Genomic DNA, 16,963 nt, shown 5'->3' on the forward strand with positions numbered 1-16,963 from the left:
CCGTGTCGCCGACGCGTGTGACCGCCATGCCCGCGAACCGATGTCCGCGGTTCGCAGCGAGGAAGGGGACGCCGACGTGGAGTTGACGGCCCTCATCGTCGTCGTGGGCATCGCACTGTTCTTCAACTACACCAACGGTTTCCACGACGCGGCGAACGCGATCGCCACGTCCGTCTCCACCAGGGCGCTCACCCCCCGGGCCGCCCTGGCGATGGCCGCCGTCATGAACCTCGTCGGGGCGTTCCTCGGTACGGGGGTCGCCAAGACGGTCGGCAGCGGCATCATCGATCCGCCGAAGGACATGCACGGCCTGTCGATCGTCGCTGCCGCGCTGATCGGCGCGATCGTGTGGAACCTCGTCACCTGGTACTACGGCCTGCCCTCCTCGTCCACCCACGGACTGGTCGGCGGGCTGATCGGGGCGGCCCTGGCGGCGTCCAGCAGCGTGCTGTGGCACGGCGTCATCTACAAGGTCGTCCTGTGGATGGTGCTGTCGCCGCTGATCGGGCTGGTCCTCGGCTACCTGGTGATGGTCGTGATGCTGTGGATCTTCCGCAACTCGAACCCCAGCAAGGTCGGGCGGCGGTTCCGCATCGCGCAGTCGCTGTCCGCGGCGGCGATGGCCCTCGGTCACGGCCTGCAGGACGCCCAGAAGACCATGGGCATCATCGTGCTCGCGCTCGTCACGACCGGGTACCAGTCGGCCGCCGACTCGCACGTTCCGGTGTGGGTGATCCTCCTGTGCGCCGCGGTGCTGTCCCTCGGGACGTACGCCGGCGGCTGGCGGATCATGCGGACCCTCGGCCGCAAGGTCATCGAGCTCGACCCGCCGAAGGGGTTCGCCGCCGAGGCGACCGCGGCCAGCGTCCTGTACGCGACCGCGTTCATCTGGCAGGCGCCGGTGTCCACGACGCACACGGTCACCGCCGCGATCATGGGCGTCGGATCGACCAAGCGGATCTCGGCGGTCCGCTGGGGTGTCGCGGGCAACATCGTGTTCGCCTGGGTCCTGACGATTCCGGCGGCGGGCATCGTCGCCGCTCTCGCCTACTGGATCGAGCACCTGTTCGCCTGATCCGGCTGTGGAACGGGCCAACTCCGGCGGTACGCCGGGCGGGGCGGGAGGGCCGAGCGGCCCTCCCGCCCCGTTCTCGTCCGGCATCAGCCGAAGCGGCCGGTGATGTAGTCCTCCGTGGCCTTCTCGCCCGGGTTCGTGAAGATCTTGTTGGTGTCGTCGATCTCCACCATCCGGCCCGGCTTGCCGGGTCCCGCGAGGTTGAAGAAGGCCGTACGGTCGCTGACCCGCGCCGCCTGCTGCATGTTGTGGGTGACGATGACGATCGTGTACTGGTCCTTCAGGTTCGCGATCAGGTCCTCGATCGCCAGCGTCGAGATGGGGTCCAGCGCCGAGCAGGGCTCGTCCATCAGCAGGACCTGCGGTTCGACCGCGATGGCGCGGGCGATGCAGAGCCGCTGCTGCTGACCACCGGACAGGCCGGCCCCCGGGCGGCCCAGCCGGTCCTTGACCTCGTTCCACAGGTTCGCCCCGCGCAGGGACTTCTCCACGATCTCGTCGAGCTGCGACTTGCGGCGGACGCCGTTGAGCTTCAGGCCCGCGACGACGTTCTCGTAGATCGACATGGTGGGGAACGGGTTCGGTCGCTGGAAGACCATGCCGATCACCCGCCGTACGGCGACGGGGTCGACGCCCGACCCGTACAGGTCCAGTTCGTCGAGGAGCACCTTGCCCTCGACCCGCGCGCCCGGGATCACCTCGTGCATCCGGTTGAGGGTCCGCAGGAACGTCGACTTGCCGCACCCGGAGGGGCCGATGAACGCGGTCACCGAGCGCGGTTCGATCGTCATCGAGATGTCCTCGATGGCCCGGGTCTTGCCGTAGTAGGCGTTCAGCCCGGAGACCTCGATCCGCTTGGCCATGGGGGGAGTACTCCTATCGGGATACGGGCTTGCGCAGGCGGGCGATGAGGCGCGCCGCGAGATTGAGCAGCATGACGAAGAGGATCAGTGTGAGCGCGCCGGCCCACGCCCGGTCGACGGCGACCTGCTGGGGGAGCTGCGCCTGGTCCCAGACGAACAGCGGCAGCGCCATCTGCGGGCCCTTGAACGGGCTGTTGTTGATCGCCGTGGTGACGAACACCGTCATCAGCAGCGGGGCGGTCTCGCCCATGACGCGGGCGATGGCCAGCATGACGCCGGTGATGATGCCGGTGAAGGCCGTCGGCAGGACGACGAAGCAGATCGTCCGCCAGCGCGGCACGCCGAGCGCGTACGACGCCTCGCGCAGGTCGTTCGGGACGAGCTTGAGCATCTCCTCGGTGGCCCGGACGACGGTCGGCAGCATCAGCACGGACAGCGCCATCGAGCCGGCGAAGCCCATGTACTCGAAGCCGAGCAGCGCGATCCAGAAGGCGAACACGAACAGGCCCGACACGATCGACGGCACGCCCGTCATGACGTCGACGAAGAACGTCACGACCTTCGCCAGCCTGCGGTTCCCGCCGTACTCGACGAGGTAGACCGCGGTGAGCACGCCGATGGGGATCGAGATCACGCTGGCCAGCCCGACCTGCTCGATCGTGCCGATGATCGCGTGGTACGCGCCGCCGCCCGCGTCGCGGCCGCCGATGGCGTTCATCGAGTGGGTGAAGAACTCCATGTCGAACCGCTTGGCGCCGTTCTTGATGACCGTGTACAGCAGCGTCACCAGCGGGATGACGGCCAGCGCGAAGGCGCAGCAGACCGCGACGAACGCGAGCTTGTCCTTGAACTTGCGGAGCCCGGACGGGCCGGTGAGGTCGACGGTGCTCACCCGGTTGACGGTGCTCACACGAACTCCTTGCGGCGGGCGATGACCGCGCGGGCGGCCATGTTCACGAGAAGGGTGATGACGAAGAGCACCAGACCGGAGGCGATGAGCGCGCTCTGCCCGGTCTTCCCGGCCATCGCGAACGTGTTGGCGATGTTGGCGGCGAAGGTGTTGCCGCCCGGCTTCAGCAGGTGCAGGCTGATCCCGGAGGCGGTGCCCAGGACCAGCGCGACCGCGATGGTCTCGCCGAGGGCCCGGCCGAGGCCGAGCATCGAGGCGCTGATCATGCCGGAGCGGCCGAACGGCAGGACCGCCATCCGGATGACCTCCCAGCGCGTCGCGCCGAGGGCGAGGGCGGCCTCGATGTTGGGCCGCGGCACCTGCAGGAAGACCTCGCGGGTGATCGACGAGATGATCGGCAGGATCATGATCGCCAGCACGATCGACGCGGTCAGGATGCACTGCCCGCCGACCGTGTCGCCGCCGAACAGCGGGATCCAGCCGAAGTCGTCGTGCAGGAAGGTCGCGACGCTGTTCATCTTCGGGACGAAGAACTGCAGGCCCCACAGGCCGTACACGATGCTGGGCACCGCGGCGAGCAGGTCGACGACGTAGCCGAGCCCGTCCGCGAGCCGCCGCGGCGCGTAGAACGCGATGAACAGCGCGATCCCCACCGCGACGGGCGTGGCCAGGATCAGCGCGAGCACCGACGACAGGACCGTGCCGAAGGTGAGCTGGGCGATCCCGAACCGCGACTGCGCGGCGTCGGGGTTCCACTCCTGTGAGGTGAGGAAGTTGGCCTTGTCCGCCCGCAGTGCCGGCAGCGCCTTCACGATGAGGAACACCGCGATCGCCGCCATGATCGCGAGCAGCAGGATGCCGGAGCCTTTCGCGGACAGGCCGAACAGCCGGTCCCCGAGACGCCCGGTACTCATCTTGCGGGCTTTGCCGCCCAGAGCGCGGGTCGCGCCCTGCTCGAGGGTCTCGCTGGTCATCCGGCCTCCCATGCCCACCGACTCACCCTGTCGTTCATAGAGATCTCTTCACATGCATGCGACCGAGCCGGTACGGGTCTCCCGCACCGGCTCGGTACTCACTTCGGTCAGGACAGGCCCTTCACGGCGGCCTGGACCTTGGTCAGGATCGAGTCGGGCAGCGGCGCGTAGCCGAGGCCGCTGAGCACCGACTGGCCCTGCTGGCTCGAGGTGTAGGTCAGGTAGGACTTGACGAACTTCGCCTGCTGGTCGGGGAGACCCTTCTCGCAGGCGATCTCGTAGGTGAACAGGATGATCGGGTAACCCTGCTTGGTCTTGTAGTCGACCTTGAGGGCGAGGTCGTTGCCGGTGCCGACGATCTGGGCACCCGCCGCACCCTGGGACGCGGTCTCGGCGGAGGGCTCGACGAACTGGTTCGCGCCGTTGCCGATCTTCGCGGTCTGCAGCTTGCCGTTGGTGGCGTAGGACAGCTCCGCGTAGGCGATCGCGCCGTCGGTCTGCTTCACGACCGTGGAGACGCCGTCGGACTTGGTGGCGCCCTGGCCGCCCGGAGCGGTCCACTTCTTGCCGCCCTCGAACTTCCAGATGTCCGGCGCGGTGGCGGTGAGGAACTTGGTGAAGTTGTCCGTCGTGCCCGAGTCGTCGGCGCGGTGCACCGTCTTGATCGGGGTGCTGGGCAGCTTCGCCTGCGGGTTGTCCTTCTTGATCGACGCGTCGTCCCAGGACTTGACCTTGCCGGCGAAGATGCTCGCCAGGGTGGTCGGCGACAGCTGCAGGCCGTCGACGCCCTTGAGGTTGTAGACGACCGCGATCGGGCCGATGACCATCGGCAGGTCCAGGGCCTTGCCCGCCTTGCAGCGCGCGTCGGCCGGGCCGTGTTCCTCCGGCTTGAGCGCGGAGTCGGAGCCGGCGAAGGCCACCTGGCCCTGCGTGAACGCCTGGATGCCCGCGCCCGAACCGTTGGCGTTGTAGTTGAGGTTCGCTCCGGCGCAGTTCTGCTGGTAGCCCTTGGTCCACTCACTGATCGCGTTGGCCTGGGCCGTCGAGCCGGCGGCGTTCACCGTGCTCTTCACGCAGTCGCCGCTCGCAGCGGTGCCGCCGCTGCCGCTGCCCTTGCTGCCGTTGTCGTCCGTACCGCACGCGGTCAGCGCGAGCGCACCCGCAAGGGCTACGCCGCCAAGAGCGGCCAGCCGAGTGCTGTTGATCACCGAAGTCTCTCCTCGAATCAAGTGTGGGGGCGGGGCCCCGAGCGTTCGCACGATCGGGAGGCACCGTCGAGTCCCGACGCTAAGGAGGAGAGATGTCCAGTCACTCCGATCCAGATGAACGGAAGATGAACGTGATCGTGACTTGTCGGAAAAGTAGCCCTTCCGTAGGGCGTCCGTACGGTTAACACCCCAGGATGAGGCACCCGCCCGGCCCCCCGAAGGAGCCGGGCGGGCGTCTGACACCGGGCCCGGTCAGCGGGCCGGGGCGCGGTACATCGCGTCGGTGGCGAAGTGCTCGAAGCCGAGCCGTTCGTACAGGCCGGTGGCGGGAGTGTTGGACTCGTCGGCGTACAACATGACCGTCGGCAGGCCGAGCGACCTCAGGTGATGCAGGCCGGTCAGGGTCAGCGCCCGGCCGAGCCCCAGACCCTGGGCGGACGGGTCGACGCCGACGACGTACACCTCGCCCACACCGTCCTCCACCTTCGTCCAGTGAAAGCCGATCAGCTCGCCGGCCCGCTCCGCGAGGAAGAACCCCTCCGGGGAGAACCACGGCTCGCGCTCGCGCCGCTCGAGGTCCGCGCGGGTCCAGGCGCCCTGCTCCGGGTGGTCCGCGAAGGCCCGGGCGTTCACCCGCACCCAGGCGTCCTCGTCCGCCCCCGCCTGGAAGGTCCGCAGCCGCACGCCCGCGGGCCACGGCACCTCCGGCAGCGACGCGTCCAGCGGACGGCGCATCTGCCACAGCGCCCGAAACCGCTCGAAGCCCAGCGAACCGGCCAGCGCCACCGCGCCCGGCAGCTCACCGTGCGCCCACACCCGGAGCGAACCGGCCTGCCCGCGCAGGGCGGTGGCCAGGGCACGGCCGTGCCCCCGGCGCCGGAACTCCGGATGGACCGCGAACTCGGCCACGTCGCGGTCGAGGACCCCGACCCCCGTGAGGGTCTCCCCGTCGCGCGTGAGGACCGCGCCGCCGCCGTCCCGCAACCGCAACAGCGCGCTCTCGCCCAGCGGTCCTACGCCGTCGGCCGCCGCGGCCGCCTCCACGACCGCCAACGCGCCTCTGACCTCGTCGTCCGTCAAACGTTCCCGTGTCATCACGTCCACGACCGCGAGCGTAGTCTCGGCCCCTTTGACCATTGAAGTCAGAAGATCTGTCCGGAGCCTTCCATCCGGCGCGAACGTTGCCATACGATCAGGCCCTCACCTGCGCGGAAGGCGGTCGTCGTGGGCGATCCCGGACTCCCGATCATGGCCGGTGCGCTCGCCGTGCCCGTCGCTGTGCTGCTCCTCGTTCTCCTACTCGCGGTCATGGGTCGTCGCTGGGTTCCGACCGGCCCGGACGCCGCCTTCGCGGAGGACTACGAGGGCTACGACGCCGAGTACGAGGACGAGGACCTCGAGCCCACGCCGTACCGGCCCGCGCCCGAGCCGCCGCGGCCGGCGGCGTACGACGCCTACCGGCCCGCCCCCGCGGCCTACGACGCGTACGGATCCGCCGCCCGGCCGCGCGACTCCCACGCCGCCCGCCGCGATGGGTACGCCGAGCCGCCCCGCGAGTCCCACGGCGGGCCCGCGCGGAAGCCGTACGCGCCGCCCCGGCCCGTTCAGGGCTCGGACTGGGAGCCGTACGAGTCGCCTCGAGCCGCTCAAAGCCCGGATCGGGAGGCGTACGCGCCGCCCCGGCCCGCCGAGGCCTCGGACTGGGAGCCGTACGCGCCGTCCCGGGCCGCTCAGAGCGCGGAGTGGGAGCCGTACGTGCCGGCCCCGCGACGGCCGCGAGAGACGCCCTCTCAGCCCTCGTACGGCGCGCCCGCCGACTCGTACGGCGCGGCCACCGGTGATCCCTACGTGCCGCCGCGTTCCGCCCGCGGCTCCGCCGGGCGGCACTCGTACGGGTCACCCGATCCGCAGGACGAGTACGCGGACACCGCACGCGCGTACGACCGGACCGAGCAGCGCGGGTACCGTGATCCGTGGCGTTCCGCCCCCGACGACCCACAGGGCTTCCCGTACGGCCCGTACGGCTCTCGCTGAGCGGACTCCCGGAGAACACCGAGCCGAGACGAAGGCGTGATGGCGGCACTCGCACTCATGGTCATCCTGATACCCGTCGCGATCCTCGGGATCCTGGCCGTGGTCATCGTGGCGGTCGTACGTGGGCGGCGCCCTGTGACGTACGGCCCCGGCCCGGGGCAGCCGTACCCGCCGGTGCCATCCGGCCCGTACGGACCGCCGCAGGCGGGTCCGGGAGGTCAGGGTCCCTACGGCGGCCACCTCGCACCTCGGCCGGGCGACGCCGGCGCTGTGCTGCCGGACGGCCCGTATTCGCAGGACGGCCCGCCGCCGCAAGATTCGGGATGGTCCGCGCCGCCGCGCTGACGTGCCGAACGCCGCCCTCAGAGGGGCAGCGTTCGGTGCCAGGTGCAAGAAAGGCCGCATAGCCGGGTGATTCGTCCTGGTAAGGGACCTGCTTTTGGCAGGTTCACCGAGCATTACGCACTTCACAGGCTTATCCCTGGCATCCACTGCGTTCTAGGCGCAGCATCCGCCAGTGGAAGGCCCTGAGCTCCCCGGACCGCTCGTCCTCCAGCCGGGCGACGGCTAAGTGGTCGACGATCGACAGGCCACGACCGCGCTCGGCGAGCAGTCCGCCTGCGTCGGAGGCGACCATCCGGCGGCCGCCCGGGGCGGTGGTCGCGAGGGGTGTGCCGGATGCTCGGGAAATACCTCGCCCGTGGCGCTGATATGCGGGCTTTGACCCCTTTGGGGCGCGCGGTTGCCGAGCATTCGGTACGCCTTAGGCGGCCCCGAACGGTCCTTCGCCGGTACGGCCGCCACGGGAGCGGCAGGCGGGGGGCGCGTCGCCGTGCTGACCCTTGAGACGATCGAGCCCCCGCTCACCGGTGGGCGGGGGCTCCTTCCTCGGTCGGCCGGGTATCGGCGACGAATCGATACCCGACGTTTCGCACCGTTCCGATCAGCGACTCGTACTCGGCGCCGAGTTTGGCCCGCAGCCGCCGGACGTGCACGTCGACCGTGCGGGTGCCGCCGAAGTAGTCGTACCCCCAGACCTCCTGCAGCAGTTGGGCGCGGGTGAAGACCCGGCCGGGGTGCTGGGCGAGGTACTTGAGCAGCTCGAACTCCTTGAAAGTCAGGTCGAGCACGCGCCCGCGCAGCCGCGCGGTGTAGGTCGCCTCGTCGATCGTGAGCTCGCCGCTGCGGATCTCGCCGGGAACGTCATCGGGCTGGCCGGCGGCCACCTTGCCGACCGCCAGCCGGATCCGCGCCTCGACCTCGGCGGGACCGGCGGTCTGCAGGAAGACGTCGTCGAGCCCCCACTCGGCGGTGAGGGCGGCCAGGCCACCCTCGGTGACGATCGCGATGAGCGGAGCGTCGAGGCCGGTGGTGCGGAGGAGGCGGCAGAGGCTCTTGGCGTGGGCGAGATCCCGGCGCGCGTCGACGAGCACCAGGTCGGCCGGGGGCGCGTCGATGAGGGCGGAGCCCTCGGCCGGCGCGACGCGAACGGAGTGCAGCAGCAGGCCCAGGGCGGGCAGGACCTCGTCGGAGGGCTCGAGCACGTTGGTCAGCAACAGCAGGCTACTCATACGGCCTCCTCGTTTGGGGCCCGAAAAGACGTCGAGGACCCGAGGGCGACGCTGCCCGGATCCCTAATAGGCGAGGATATCGAATGCGGGAAAAGCACTCACTACCCGAGTGGTGTAGACCAGGAAAGGGGGAGCATGGCGAAGGGCCTGATCAGGTACTGGGCCGCCGCGCGCGCGGCGGCGGGGACGGCGGAGGAGCCGTACGACGCCACCACGCTGGCGGAGGCGCTGAAGGTCGCCGCGGCCGATCGGGGGGCGGACTTCGGGCGCGTTCTCGCCCGCAGTTCCTTCCTGGTGGACGGCGCTCCGGTCGGCACGCGGGACCCCGGGGCCGTCACGCTGCCCGACGGCGGCACGGTCGAGGTCCTGCCCCCGTTCGCGGGCGGGTGAGAACGCCACGGCCGCGACGCCGAACCGGTCCCGGGCCGGTGCCCGGCCGGTCGGCGTCCGCGGCGTCCCGGTCGTGGCCGGCGCGTCCTCGCCTGGTTCTGCGGGGCGACCCGGCAGTGGCCGATCTCATCACCCGGTGTGACCCCGGCGCGGTGGCGCCATCGGTATGGTGATCGCCTATCGCCGACCGGGGGAGACATGCGCAAAGCATTTGTTATCTGCCTGATTCTGCTGATCGTCTTCGGCGGAATCGCCGTCGCCGGCGACATCATCGGCCGCCGGGTGGCGCAGAACGAGATCGCCAAGAACGTCGCCTCGCAGTACCAGCTCGACCACACCCCCGACGTGTCCATCAAGGGCTTCCCGTTCCTGACCCAGGCGATCGACGGGCGGTACAACGAGATCGACATCAACGTGGGGGACCTCACCGAGCAGGGGGTCCACCTCACCGGCACGACGGTCGCGCTCAAGGGCGTCACCGCGCCGATGTCCGACGCGATGCACGGCGACTCCTCCAAGATGGTCGCGGACTCGGCGACCTCCACGGCCACCGTCGGCTACGACGACGTGAACAAGTCCGCGCCGCACGACATGAAGGTCTCGGCCGCGGGCTCCGACCTGCAGGTGCGCGGCCCGTACACCGTCCTGGGCATCACGCAGACGGTCACGGCCACGGTGACCGTGCAGCCCGCGGGCCGCGGCGTCCGGGTCGTCCCGCAGTCGGTCAAGGCGGGCGGGACGACCGTTCCGGTGGGCCTGGTCCGTCAGGCGTTCACCTTCACGATGTCCGTCAAGGGCCTTCCGCTGAACACGCAGATCACCGACGTCAAGGTCGAGCAGCAGGGCCTGCGCGTGTCGACCACCGCGCGGAACGTCAAACTCGACAGCCTCAACGTCCGCTGATCGGGATCGGGACGATCGACCCGGGAGACGACCCGGAAGTCCCGATGAACCTTCCGCCGCCTGGATACGTGTCGAGGGTGTGGGACCCACTGCGGACGAGCGGCTGCTCCGCGCACTGTACGCCGAGCACGGCGGCCCGCTCCTGGGGTACGTCCTGCGGCTGACCGGTGGCGATCGCCAGCAGGCCGAGGACATCGTCCAGGAGACGCTGCTGCGCGCCTGGCGTCATCCCGGCGCGCTGGTCGGCCGCCCCGTACGGCCCTGGCTGTTCACGGTCGCCCGCAACCTGGTCGTCGACGCGCTCCGGTCGCGGCGGTCACGACCGCCCGAGATCGGCGAGGCGGCGCTCGCCGCGCTGCCCGCCGGGGACGACATCGACCGCGCCCTCGAGTCGTGGACCGTCGCCGAGGCGCTGGCGGACCTCAGCTCCGAGCACCGGGCCGTGCTGGTCGAGACCTACTACCGGGGACGATCGGTGGCCGAGACGGCGGCGGTGCTGGGAATACCGGCGGGGACGGTGAAGTCGCGGACGTACTACGCGCTGCGCGCGCTGAAACTGGCATTGGAGGAGCGGGGGTTGGCGCCATGACGACGAGTGCCCGATGCGCCGATCTCCGGGCGCTGCTCGGGGTGTACGTCCTCGGCGCGATCGATCCCGCGGAGCGCGCCCTGGTCGACGAGCATCTGGAGCGGTGCCGCCGGTGCCGTGACGAACTGGTCGGCCTCGCGGGCCTGCCCGCCCTGCTGGGCCGGGTGACCGAGGAGCAGATCGCGGAGGTCGACGCCCCGCCACCGGAACTCCTGGAGTCGGTGCTCGACCGCGCCGCCGCCGAGCACCGGGCGCGGAGTCACCGGAACCGCCGGTGGCTGGCGGTCGCCGCGGCCGTCGCCCTCGTCACGGGAGGGGCGGGGGTCGCCACGGGGTTCGGCCTCGGGGCGAACCGGCCGGTCGCCGGCCCCGCTGCCACGCCCACACCGGGCCCGCCCACCCCGAGCCCCTCGGCGGTCGCCACGACCGTCCAGGGCAGGGACGCCGCCACCGGCGTCAGCGCCCGGATCACCCTGCGAGCCCAGGACTGGGGGACCGCGTTCACGGTCCGTCTCACCGGAGCCCCGGCGGAGACCCGCTGCCACCTGGTCGCCGTGGACCGGGACGGGCGGCGGGACATCGCGGGCGGCTGGGAGGTGGAGTACGAGGGCTCCGCCGAGTTCGCCGGATCATCCATGTTCCCCAAGGACCGGATCGCGGCGGTCGAGGTGCGTACCGTCGACGGCCGGCGGCTGCTCAGCGTCCGGGTCTGAGGCCCGGGCGAGGACGGACGCGGCGCTCTCTCGTCCGCGGACCGTGCGGCGGGAATGCCGGGCGCGGCGCGCGCCTTGAGAACCGGTGATGACCGGTGTCTACGTCGCGGTGGCGGCGCTCGTCCTGGCCACGGTGTTCGGCCTGATCTGGCGGCACCGGAGCGGTGTGCTGCGTGCGCGGAGGGAGGGTGACGTGGAGCGTCTCGACGCCGCCGAGCTCGGGGCCGATCTCGGGGACCGGGCGACCCTGGTGCAGTTCTCCTCGGCGTTCTGCGCGCCGTGCCGCGCGACCCGGCGGGTCTTGGGTGAGGTGGCGGGCATGGTCGACGGCGTGACCCACGTCGAGCTCGACGCGGAGGCGCATCTCGATCTCGTCCGCCGGCTGAACGTCCTGCGCACGCCGACCGTGCTGGTGCTCGACGCGTCCGGGCGGATCGTACGCCGCGGCTCCGGTCTGCCCCGCAAGGCCGACATCATCGCCGCCCTCGGCGAAGCAGTCGTCTGAGGTGCGTCACGTCACTCCCGCACCTGCGGCGCGGCCTCGGCGCGCCGGAGTATTCAAGATCCTTCGCAGAGTGTTCGCGCAGGTCGACCAGGTGCATGGGGCCGGGTTCACGTCTCGATTGCCGAGACGGGGTTTTACGTTGAGCGAGACGGCGCTTACCATCGTGTCCGTGCGTTCCTGGACAGAGTTGCTGACGAAGCGACGGGCGGTCGACTTCTGCCGCGTCGCGACCGCGCTCTGTCCTGCGGCCTGAGGCATCTGAGCCCGTCCAGCCCGTCGCACCACAGCAGTCACCGGGAGCATCAGCCGATGCAGGTCGACCCACGGGGTCAGCGTTTCGGCGCGGCCCTCACATCGTTCATCTTGGTCGTCGTTCTCGTGACCGGTAGTTGGTTGCTACTGGCGGCCCAGGCCGTCGTGTTCGTCGTCGGAGTCGTCTTCGGGCTCCGCAACGCCCCGTACGGCCTGATCTACCAGGCGCTCGTCCGCCCTCGGCTCGGCGCTCCGCGGGAGCTCGAGCCGGAGGCGCCGCCCCGCTTCGCACAGGGAGTGGGTGCGGCGTTCGCCCTCACCGGGGTGATCGGATACATCCTGAAGGTCCCCGAGGTGGGGATGACCGCGACGGCGTTCGCGCTGGTCGCGGCGTTCCTCAACGCGGCCTTCGGGTTCTGCCTGGGATGCGAGGCTTATCTGCTGATCCGGCGGCTCGCTCCACGGCGAGTCGCACCCTAGGCCGGGTTCGCCTGAGACCACGGCCATGCCACGAACACCCGAAGAACGATCCGCCGACTCCACCAAGGAGGACCACGCATGAGCCGCTCCGACGTCCTGGTCGAAGCCGACTGGGTGCAGGCTCACCTCGACGACCCGGGTGTCGTCCTCGTCGAGGTCGACGAGGACACCAGCGCCTACGAAAAGGGCCACATCCGTGGCGCCGTCCGCATCGACTGGAAGACCGAACTGCAGGACCCGGTGCGCCGCGACTTCGTGGACAAGACCGGGTTCGAGAACCTTCTCTCCGAGAAGGGCATCGCGGGCGACGACCTCGTGATCCTGTACGGCGGCAACAACAACTGGTTCGCCGCGTACGCGTACTGGTATTTCAAGCTGTACGGCCACCAGAGCGTCAAGCTGCTCGACGGCGGCCGTAAGAAGTGGGAGCTCGACTCCCGCGAGCTCGTCGAGGCCGTCCCGTCCCGTCCGAAGACGAACTACGTCGCCCAGGAGCAGGATCACACGATCCGCGCCTTCCGCGACGAGGTCGTCGAGGCGATCAGCACGAAGAACCTCGTCGACGTCCGCTCGCCCGACGAGTTCTCCGGCAAGCTCCTCGCCCCGGCGCACCTGCCGCAGGAGCAGGCGCAGCGGGCCGGCCACGTCCCGACCGCGCGCAACATCCCGTGGTCGAAGGCCGCCAACGACGACGGCACCTTCAAGTCGGACGAGGAGCTGAAGAAGCTCTACGAGGAGGCCGGCGTCGACCTGTCGAAGCCGACCATCGCGTACTGCCGCATCGGTGAGCGCTCGTCGCACACCTGGTTCGCCCTGCACGAGCTGCTGGGCCTGCCGGACGTGAAGAACTACGACGGCTCCTGGACCGAGTACGGCTCGCTCGTGGGCGTGCCGGTCGAGCTCGGCGAGGCCAAGTAGCCGCTCGCCGGCCAAGGACGCGCATAGCAGCAAGGAGGAACAATGAGCGACGGTTGCGGAGCTCCGACCCAGACGGCGAGCCTGCCTGCCACGGTCGATCTGGCGAACGAAGCGGTCATCCAGGGCACGGTCGTGCGCGCGGGCACCCCGGTGTCCGGTGCGTACGCGCGCCTGCTCGACGCGACCGGTGAGTTCACCGGTGAGGTCGTCACCAGCGAGGAGGGGGTCTTCCGGTTCTTCGCCGCGCCCGGCGACTGGACGATCCGCGTGCTCGCTCCGGGCGGCGTCAGCGTCGACTCGCAGGTGACCGCGACGACCGGAGAGATCGCCGCGCTCGAGGTCGCGATCTAGCATCGACACGAAGGTCCCGCCGGTCACCCTCGGGTGGCGGCGGGACCTTCTGCTTTGTCCGCCTCTACGGACTTGTGGCCGGAAGTCGTTACGATCGCGAACTGTGCTTCGTACGTCCCCGGTGATGCTGCCCTGGACCACGCTCCGGCTGGCCGGCCGGTTCGCGGTCCCGCTCGCCCTGTGGTTCACCGTCGGGGAGGTGCTCCGCTATCTGCTCTTCCTCGCCGGATACCACTTCGGGCTGCACAACTCCGTCATCCCGATCATCGTGCTCAGCCTCACGGTCATGGTGTCGCTCGGCGTCACGGCCGCGATGGTGCACAGCGTCCGTGAGGGCCTGCCGGCCGTCCAGGCGCGCGAGGTCGACGAGCGCCTGACGTCGTGGGCCGCCGCCGAGGAGGAGGGCATCCTCGACGCGATCACCCGGGCGCTGCTCCCGTTCATGATCTTCTACCTGGCCTGGGGCTGGTTCGCCGACGACGCTAAGGAGTTCGTGCAGAGCGCGGCCGGCCGGGGCACCGCCCAGGGCGGGATTTTCGGTGCGACGGCCGGAATGAAGATCCTGATAGCTCTGCAGGACCACCTCTGGGTCGCGATCATCTGCACGGTCGTCTTCTTCGCCGTGAAGTTCGTCGCCGAGCGTGTCGTCGAACCGCGGTGGCCTGGTGTCGGCGGTGTCTGCATCGCCTTCTGCGAGGTGAACTGGACGCTTTTCGGGATCTTCACGGTCGACCAGGTGCGGGGTGACGTCACCGGCTGGATCACGGGGCGGGTCGCCTGGGTGGATCTGGGCAGGTCCCTCGGGCCGGTGTTCGGGACGTTCAACACGATGTGGCCGCTCTTCAAGGACGCGGTCCTCGGCTCTCTGGTGTGGCTCGTCATCGCGGGCGTGATCCTGGGCGTCACCGCCGAGGAGGAGGCGGCGCTCGGCCAGGGATGGCTCGGCCGGAAGGTGGTCTTCGCGAGCGGCATCGACCGTCCGCACACCCCTCGGGAGGTGCTGACTCGGGAGCTGCGCGATAAGTGGCTGCCCGCCGTGTACGGCCTCCGGATGGTGTTCCGAGCGGGGATGCTGCCGTTCGGGGTGTTCTGCGCGCTGTTCACCGGCCTGGAGGCGCTCGTCCCGGTGACCGAGCGAGGGGTGTACTACCTGCTGGGCCCGCACGAGCTCGGGTGGTGGCAGCCGCGGTTGACCATGGTGGAGTTCCCCGTCGAGCTGGTCCACCAGGTGCTGCGCGTGTGCCTGCTGGCCGCCGCCTTCGACCTGGTGGTCGGCCGCGTCAGTGCGCGAACCGCAGAATCCGGATCGGCCCGGTCTTCCTCCCCCCGGCCGGCGCGTTCGCTCGTACCTCCAGCAGGACCGTACTCGCCGCCTTCGCCGGGACGTCCGTCGTGACCGTCACCCGCGTCACCGAGCCGACGGCCGGGTCCTTGCCGCCACCGACGTCCCCGTAGGCCGTCCAGATGTGCCCCTGCGGGTCCCGTACCTGGAACGCGGCGCCCTTGGCGTCCTTCACGCCCTGGGCGTCGAGCGGGTGGACCTGCAGCAGGAGCGTCAGGTGTACGGCGCCGGGCGGCGCGAGGCGGGACTTCGCCGACGCGGCCCCGTCCTGGCCGAGCATCCGCCACTCGGCCCGGCCCAGCACGCCGGGCGTCCCGAAGCGCACGACACTGACCTTCTCGGGCCGGGTCCAGGTCGAGGACGCCTGATGGACGTGGTCCGTCCACTCGGCGACGAGGTAGGCGGTGGCCAGCACGGCGAACGCGCCGGCCTCCACCATCCGGCGCCGGCCGGGGGACAACCGCGGCCGGCGGCGCATGACCGGGTCCGGGACCGTGGTCTCCAGCGGATCGGGTGGCGGCATCGTGTACATGGTCAGCTCGACTTGAGGGCGTAGTCGGTCGGGGGACCGGTCAGGAGCCGGGCCGTCCGGCTCGCGGTGAGGCCGAGGTCCACGGCGGTCTCCGCGGACAGGTTGTCGACCAGGTCGCTCTGTCCGACGACGAACCGCGCGCCGGCCAGTCGGTCCTTGGGGATCTCGAAGACGTAGAAGGTCGACCGCCACAGCATCGGCTCGAGCGAGGCGTCCGAGGTGAAGATGTCCGACCGGCCCGTCTCGTCGTACGAGAGGCCGCCGCGCGTCTCCAGTCGCGCGTGGCCGAGCTGGAGCGGCTTGAGGTTGCTCTTCGCGCTCACATAGACGATGACGAAGATGCCGGGGGTGGTCATCCGCCGGCCGCCGCTGAGGGAGTCGTGCTTGACGATGCCGCTCGCCACGTCCACGCGATCGACCTTGACGCTGAAGACCCGGTTGTCCACGGCCGTGCCGATGCGGCCGTGCGCGAGCAGCGGCGTCTGCAGCCGTGCCACGAGGTGGGGTTTGACGTTGGTGAACCACATGGCCAGCGCGCACAGGACGACCGCGCCCAGGCCGGCGAGTGCCCGCCGGAGGATCATCATGACCGCGCCCCCGCTCGTACGGGGAGGGTGACCGTCGCGGTGAACGGCGACTGCTTTGTGACCGTCCAGTCGAAGACGTCGTTGGTGAAGCTCTGGCCGTACGTCCACTTGCGGAAGGCCAGCGTGACGTCGCCCGGGTTGGTGCCGGTCGGGAGCGCCCACACCAACTGAACGTCGATCGGCAGGCGAGGGTGGAGGTCACTGGTCTTGGCGCCGGAGATCATGCCGATGGAGTCCATGGGGTCCGCGTCGGCGTAGCGGCCCGGCTTGGGTGCGGCGACGACGCCGCCGAGGAAGGTGACGATCCCCCAGGACTTGGCGCTGGTGTTCACGACCCGCGCCGTGACGATCAGGGAGTGCTTGGGCGGCCCGCTGAACTGCTTCACGTCGGCGGTACGGGCGTTCAACACGGTCACCGTGAACGGGCCCTGGTCGATCGGCCTGCCCACCGGGGTCTTCGCCGGGCCGGTCGGCGCGGCGCGCAGGCCGCCGAACGCCGCGGTCACCCCGACGACGACCACCGGTACGCCGATGACGCCGACGGCGGTCCGCAGGCGTCGGCGGGGTCGCTCCGCGACGGTAACGGTGTGAGCCACTGGTCGATCGTAACGATTTGCTCGGATATTGGGGTCCCGGTAGTCCTGGCGGGGCGCGGTCGGTCCGGTGACTCCCTTGCCGAGTCGTGAACGCGGCGTCCAGCTCGCCAAGCCGGTCGGCGATCCTGGCCGGCAACACCTGGCGTAGTTCGAGCAGCGCCGACAGGGCG

Annotated in this window: 22 protein-coding genes; 12 read left to right on the top strand and 10 right to left on the bottom strand. The window is 70.3% G+C overall.

From position 1 onward, the window contains the following. Window positions 1-40: 40 nt before the first annotated feature. Window positions 41-1,075 carry an inorganic phosphate transporter gene (locus tag AB0K82_RS05510; protein WP_364393069.1) on the top strand — a complete coding sequence of 345 codons (1,035 nt, stop codon included), beginning with the start codon at window positions 41-43 and terminating at the stop codon, window positions 1,073-1,075. An 86-nt stretch (window positions 1,076-1,161) separates the two neighbouring features. Here AB0K82_RS05510 and pstB read toward each other — a convergent pair whose 3' ends face one another. The 5 genes from pstB to mshD form a co-directional block, all read right to left on the bottom strand. After that, complete coding sequence (gene pstB, locus AB0K82_RS05515; protein ID WP_364393072.1) at window positions 1,162-1,938, bottom strand: phosphate ABC transporter ATP-binding protein PstB; 777 nt, start codon at window positions 1,936-1,938, stop codon at window positions 1,162-1,164. Window positions 1,939-1,951: 13 nt separating this feature from the next. Then, window positions 1,952-2,848: a phosphate ABC transporter permease PstA gene (pstA, locus tag AB0K82_RS05520; protein ID WP_364393075.1), complete on the bottom strand. Its 897-nt coding sequence runs from the start codon at window positions 2,846-2,848 to the stop codon at window positions 1,952-1,954. After that, on the bottom strand, window positions 2,845-3,822 hold the full coding sequence (gene pstC / locus AB0K82_RS05525; protein ID WP_364393078.1) for a phosphate ABC transporter permease subunit PstC: 978 nt from the start codon (window positions 3,820-3,822) through the stop codon (window positions 2,845-2,847). The genes pstA and pstC overlap by 4 nt, the downstream gene beginning before the upstream one ends. A gap of 107 nt (window positions 3,823-3,929) precedes the next feature. After that, window positions 3,930-5,030, bottom strand: coding sequence for a phosphate ABC transporter substrate-binding protein PstS (pstS, locus tag AB0K82_RS05530; protein ID WP_364393080.1), 1,101 nt, complete (start codon window positions 5,028-5,030; stop codon window positions 3,930-3,932). A 252-nt stretch (window positions 5,031-5,282) separates the two neighbouring features. After that, complete coding sequence (gene mshD, locus AB0K82_RS05535) at window positions 5,283-6,125, bottom strand: mycothiol synthase (protein WP_364393235.1); 843 nt, start codon at window positions 6,123-6,125, stop codon at window positions 5,283-5,285. Window positions 6,126-6,254: 129 nt separating this feature from the next. On the opposite strand from mshD, the gene AB0K82_RS05540 reads away from it, so the two are divergent. After that, window positions 6,255-7,064 (top strand): hypothetical protein, encoded by an 810-nt coding sequence (locus tag AB0K82_RS05540; RefSeq protein WP_364393083.1) that lies wholly within the window; start codon window positions 6,255-6,257, stop codon window positions 7,062-7,064. A gap of 475 nt (window positions 7,065-7,539) precedes the next feature. Here AB0K82_RS05540 and AB0K82_RS05545 read toward each other — a convergent pair whose 3' ends face one another. Both AB0K82_RS05545 and AB0K82_RS05550 read right to left on the bottom strand, forming a co-directional pair. Beyond that, a complete protein-coding gene (locus AB0K82_RS05545) occupies window positions 7,540-7,701 on the bottom strand; it encodes a hypothetical protein (protein WP_364393084.1) in 162 nt (53 codons plus the stop codon). 226 nt (window positions 7,702-7,927) lie between these two features. Beyond that, on the bottom strand, window positions 7,928-8,635 hold the full coding sequence (locus AB0K82_RS05550; RefSeq protein ID WP_364393086.1) for a response regulator transcription factor: 708 nt from the start codon (window positions 8,633-8,635) through the stop codon (window positions 7,928-7,930). Window positions 8,636-8,770: 135 nt separating this feature from the next. On the opposite strand from AB0K82_RS05550, the gene AB0K82_RS05555 reads away from it, so the two are divergent. From AB0K82_RS05555 to AB0K82_RS05600, 10 genes are all read left to right on the top strand, one after another. Beyond that, window positions 8,771-9,025, top strand: a complete 255-nt coding sequence (locus AB0K82_RS05555; protein ID WP_364393089.1) for a MoaD/ThiS family protein — start codon at window positions 8,771-8,773, stop codon at window positions 9,023-9,025. Between the two features lie 198 nt (window positions 9,026-9,223). Beyond that, window positions 9,224-9,928, top strand: coding sequence for a DUF2993 domain-containing protein (locus tag AB0K82_RS05560; protein ID WP_364393092.1), 705 nt, complete (start codon window positions 9,224-9,226; stop codon window positions 9,926-9,928). Window positions 9,929-10,007: 79 nt separating this feature from the next. After that, a complete protein-coding gene (locus tag AB0K82_RS05565) occupies window positions 10,008-10,517 on the top strand; it encodes a sigma-70 family RNA polymerase sigma factor (RefSeq protein ID WP_364393095.1) in 510 nt (169 codons plus the stop codon). Beyond that, window positions 10,514-11,230, top strand: coding sequence for a zf-HC2 domain-containing protein (locus AB0K82_RS05570; RefSeq protein ID WP_364393097.1), 717 nt, complete (start codon window positions 10,514-10,516; stop codon window positions 11,228-11,230). Before AB0K82_RS05565 ends, AB0K82_RS05570 begins: the two co-directional genes overlap by 4 nt. Before the next feature lie 193 nt (window positions 11,231-11,423). After that, window positions 11,424-11,735, top strand: a complete 312-nt coding sequence (locus tag AB0K82_RS05575) for a thioredoxin family protein (protein ID WP_364393236.1) — start codon at window positions 11,424-11,426, stop codon at window positions 11,733-11,735. Window positions 11,736-11,904: 169 nt separating this feature from the next. Then, the gene (locus tag AB0K82_RS05580) at window positions 11,905-11,988 is read left to right on the top strand and encodes a putative leader peptide (RefSeq protein WP_364393238.1); all 84 of its coding nucleotides are present in this window, start codon (window positions 11,905-11,907) and stop codon (window positions 11,986-11,988) included. Window positions 11,989-12,044: 56 nt separating this feature from the next. After that, window positions 12,045-12,467: a DUF4395 domain-containing protein gene (locus AB0K82_RS05585; RefSeq protein WP_364393100.1), complete on the top strand. Its 423-nt coding sequence runs from the start codon at window positions 12,045-12,047 to the stop codon at window positions 12,465-12,467. Between the two features lie 78 nt (window positions 12,468-12,545). Then, window positions 12,546-13,385: a sulfurtransferase gene (locus AB0K82_RS05590; RefSeq protein WP_364393102.1), complete on the top strand. Its 840-nt coding sequence runs from the start codon at window positions 12,546-12,548 to the stop codon at window positions 13,383-13,385. 42 nt (window positions 13,386-13,427) lie between these two features. Further along, entirely contained in the window at window positions 13,428-13,736 is a 309-nt protein-coding gene (locus tag AB0K82_RS05595; RefSeq protein ID WP_345355703.1) for a DUF1416 domain-containing protein, read from the top strand. A gap of 103 nt (window positions 13,737-13,839) precedes the next feature. Next, window positions 13,840-15,132 carry a hypothetical protein gene (locus AB0K82_RS05600; protein ID WP_364393105.1) on the top strand — a complete coding sequence of 431 codons (1,293 nt, stop codon included), beginning with the start codon at window positions 13,840-13,842 and terminating at the stop codon, window positions 15,130-15,132. On the opposite strand, the gene AB0K82_RS05605 is transcribed toward AB0K82_RS05600, so the two are convergent. Genes AB0K82_RS05605 through AB0K82_RS05615 form a run of 3 tightly spaced genes read right to left on the bottom strand, consistent with a single transcriptional unit; the run spans window position 15,017 to window position 16,793 of the window. Continuing rightward, on the bottom strand, window positions 15,017-15,601 hold the full coding sequence (locus tag AB0K82_RS05605; RefSeq protein WP_364393107.1) for a hypothetical protein: 585 nt from the start codon (window positions 15,599-15,601) through the stop codon (window positions 15,017-15,019). The two genes, AB0K82_RS05600 and AB0K82_RS05605, sit on opposite strands and share 116 nt — an antisense overlap. A gap of 11 nt (window positions 15,602-15,612) precedes the next feature. Then, window positions 15,613-16,197 carry a hypothetical protein gene (locus AB0K82_RS05610; RefSeq protein WP_364393109.1) on the bottom strand — a complete coding sequence of 195 codons (585 nt, stop codon included), beginning with the start codon at window positions 16,195-16,197 and terminating at the stop codon, window positions 15,613-15,615. Then, on the bottom strand, window positions 16,194-16,793 hold the full coding sequence (locus AB0K82_RS05615) for a hypothetical protein (RefSeq protein WP_364393112.1): 600 nt from the start codon (window positions 16,791-16,793) through the stop codon (window positions 16,194-16,196). Before AB0K82_RS05615 ends, AB0K82_RS05610 begins: the two co-directional genes overlap by 4 nt. Window positions 16,794-16,963 lie beyond the last annotated feature (170 nt).

The organism is Actinoallomurus sp. NPDC052274, assembly GCF_040679475.1.
Lineage (GTDB): Bacteria > Actinomycetota > Actinomycetes > Streptosporangiales > Streptosporangiaceae > Actinoallomurus > Actinoallomurus liliacearum.

Excerpts from the sequence above, each read along its gene's own strand:
- pstB (WP_364393072.1), bottom strand. The coding sequence starts at position 1,938 with ATGGCCAAGCGGATCGAGGTCTCCGGGCTGAACGCCTACTACGGCAAG.
- AB0K82_RS05550 (WP_364393086.1), bottom strand. The coding sequence starts at position 8,635 with ATGAGTAGCCTGCTGTTGCTGACCAACGTGCTCGAGCCCTCCGACGAG.
- AB0K82_RS05585 (WP_364393100.1), top strand. The coding sequence starts at position 12,045 with ATGCAGGTCGACCCACGGGGTCAGCGTTTCGGCGCGGCCCTCACATCG.
- mshD (WP_364393235.1), bottom strand. The coding sequence starts at position 6,125 with ATGACACGGGAACGTTTGACGGACGACGAGGTCAGAGGCGCGTTGGCG.
- AB0K82_RS05595 (WP_345355703.1), top strand. The coding sequence starts at position 13,428 with ATGAGCGACGGTTGCGGAGCTCCGACCCAGACGGCGAGCCTGCCTGCC.
- AB0K82_RS05610 (WP_364393109.1), bottom strand. The coding sequence starts at position 16,197 with ATGATGATCCTCCGGCGGGCACTCGCCGGCCTGGGCGCGGTCGTCCTG.
- AB0K82_RS05590 (WP_364393102.1), top strand. The coding sequence starts at position 12,546 with ATGAGCCGCTCCGACGTCCTGGTCGAAGCCGACTGGGTGCAGGCTCAC.
- AB0K82_RS05560 (WP_364393092.1), top strand. The coding sequence starts at position 9,224 with ATGCGCAAAGCATTTGTTATCTGCCTGATTCTGCTGATCGTCTTCGGC.
- pstC (WP_364393078.1), bottom strand. The coding sequence starts at position 3,822 with ATGACCAGCGAGACCCTCGAGCAGGGCGCGACCCGCGCTCTGGGCGGC.
- AB0K82_RS05510 (WP_364393069.1), top strand. The coding sequence starts at position 41 with ATGTCCGCGGTTCGCAGCGAGGAAGGGGACGCCGACGTGGAGTTGACG.
- AB0K82_RS05545 (WP_364393084.1), bottom strand. The coding sequence starts at position 7,701 with ATGGTCGCCTCCGACGCAGGCGGACTGCTCGCCGAGCGCGGTCGTGGC.
- AB0K82_RS05555 (WP_364393089.1), top strand. The coding sequence starts at position 8,771 with ATGGCGAAGGGCCTGATCAGGTACTGGGCCGCCGCGCGCGCGGCGGCG.
- AB0K82_RS05605 (WP_364393107.1), bottom strand. The coding sequence starts at position 15,601 with ATGCCGCCACCCGATCCGCTGGAGACCACGGTCCCGGACCCGGTCATG.
- AB0K82_RS05570 (WP_364393097.1), top strand. The coding sequence starts at position 10,514 with ATGACGACGAGTGCCCGATGCGCCGATCTCCGGGCGCTGCTCGGGGTG.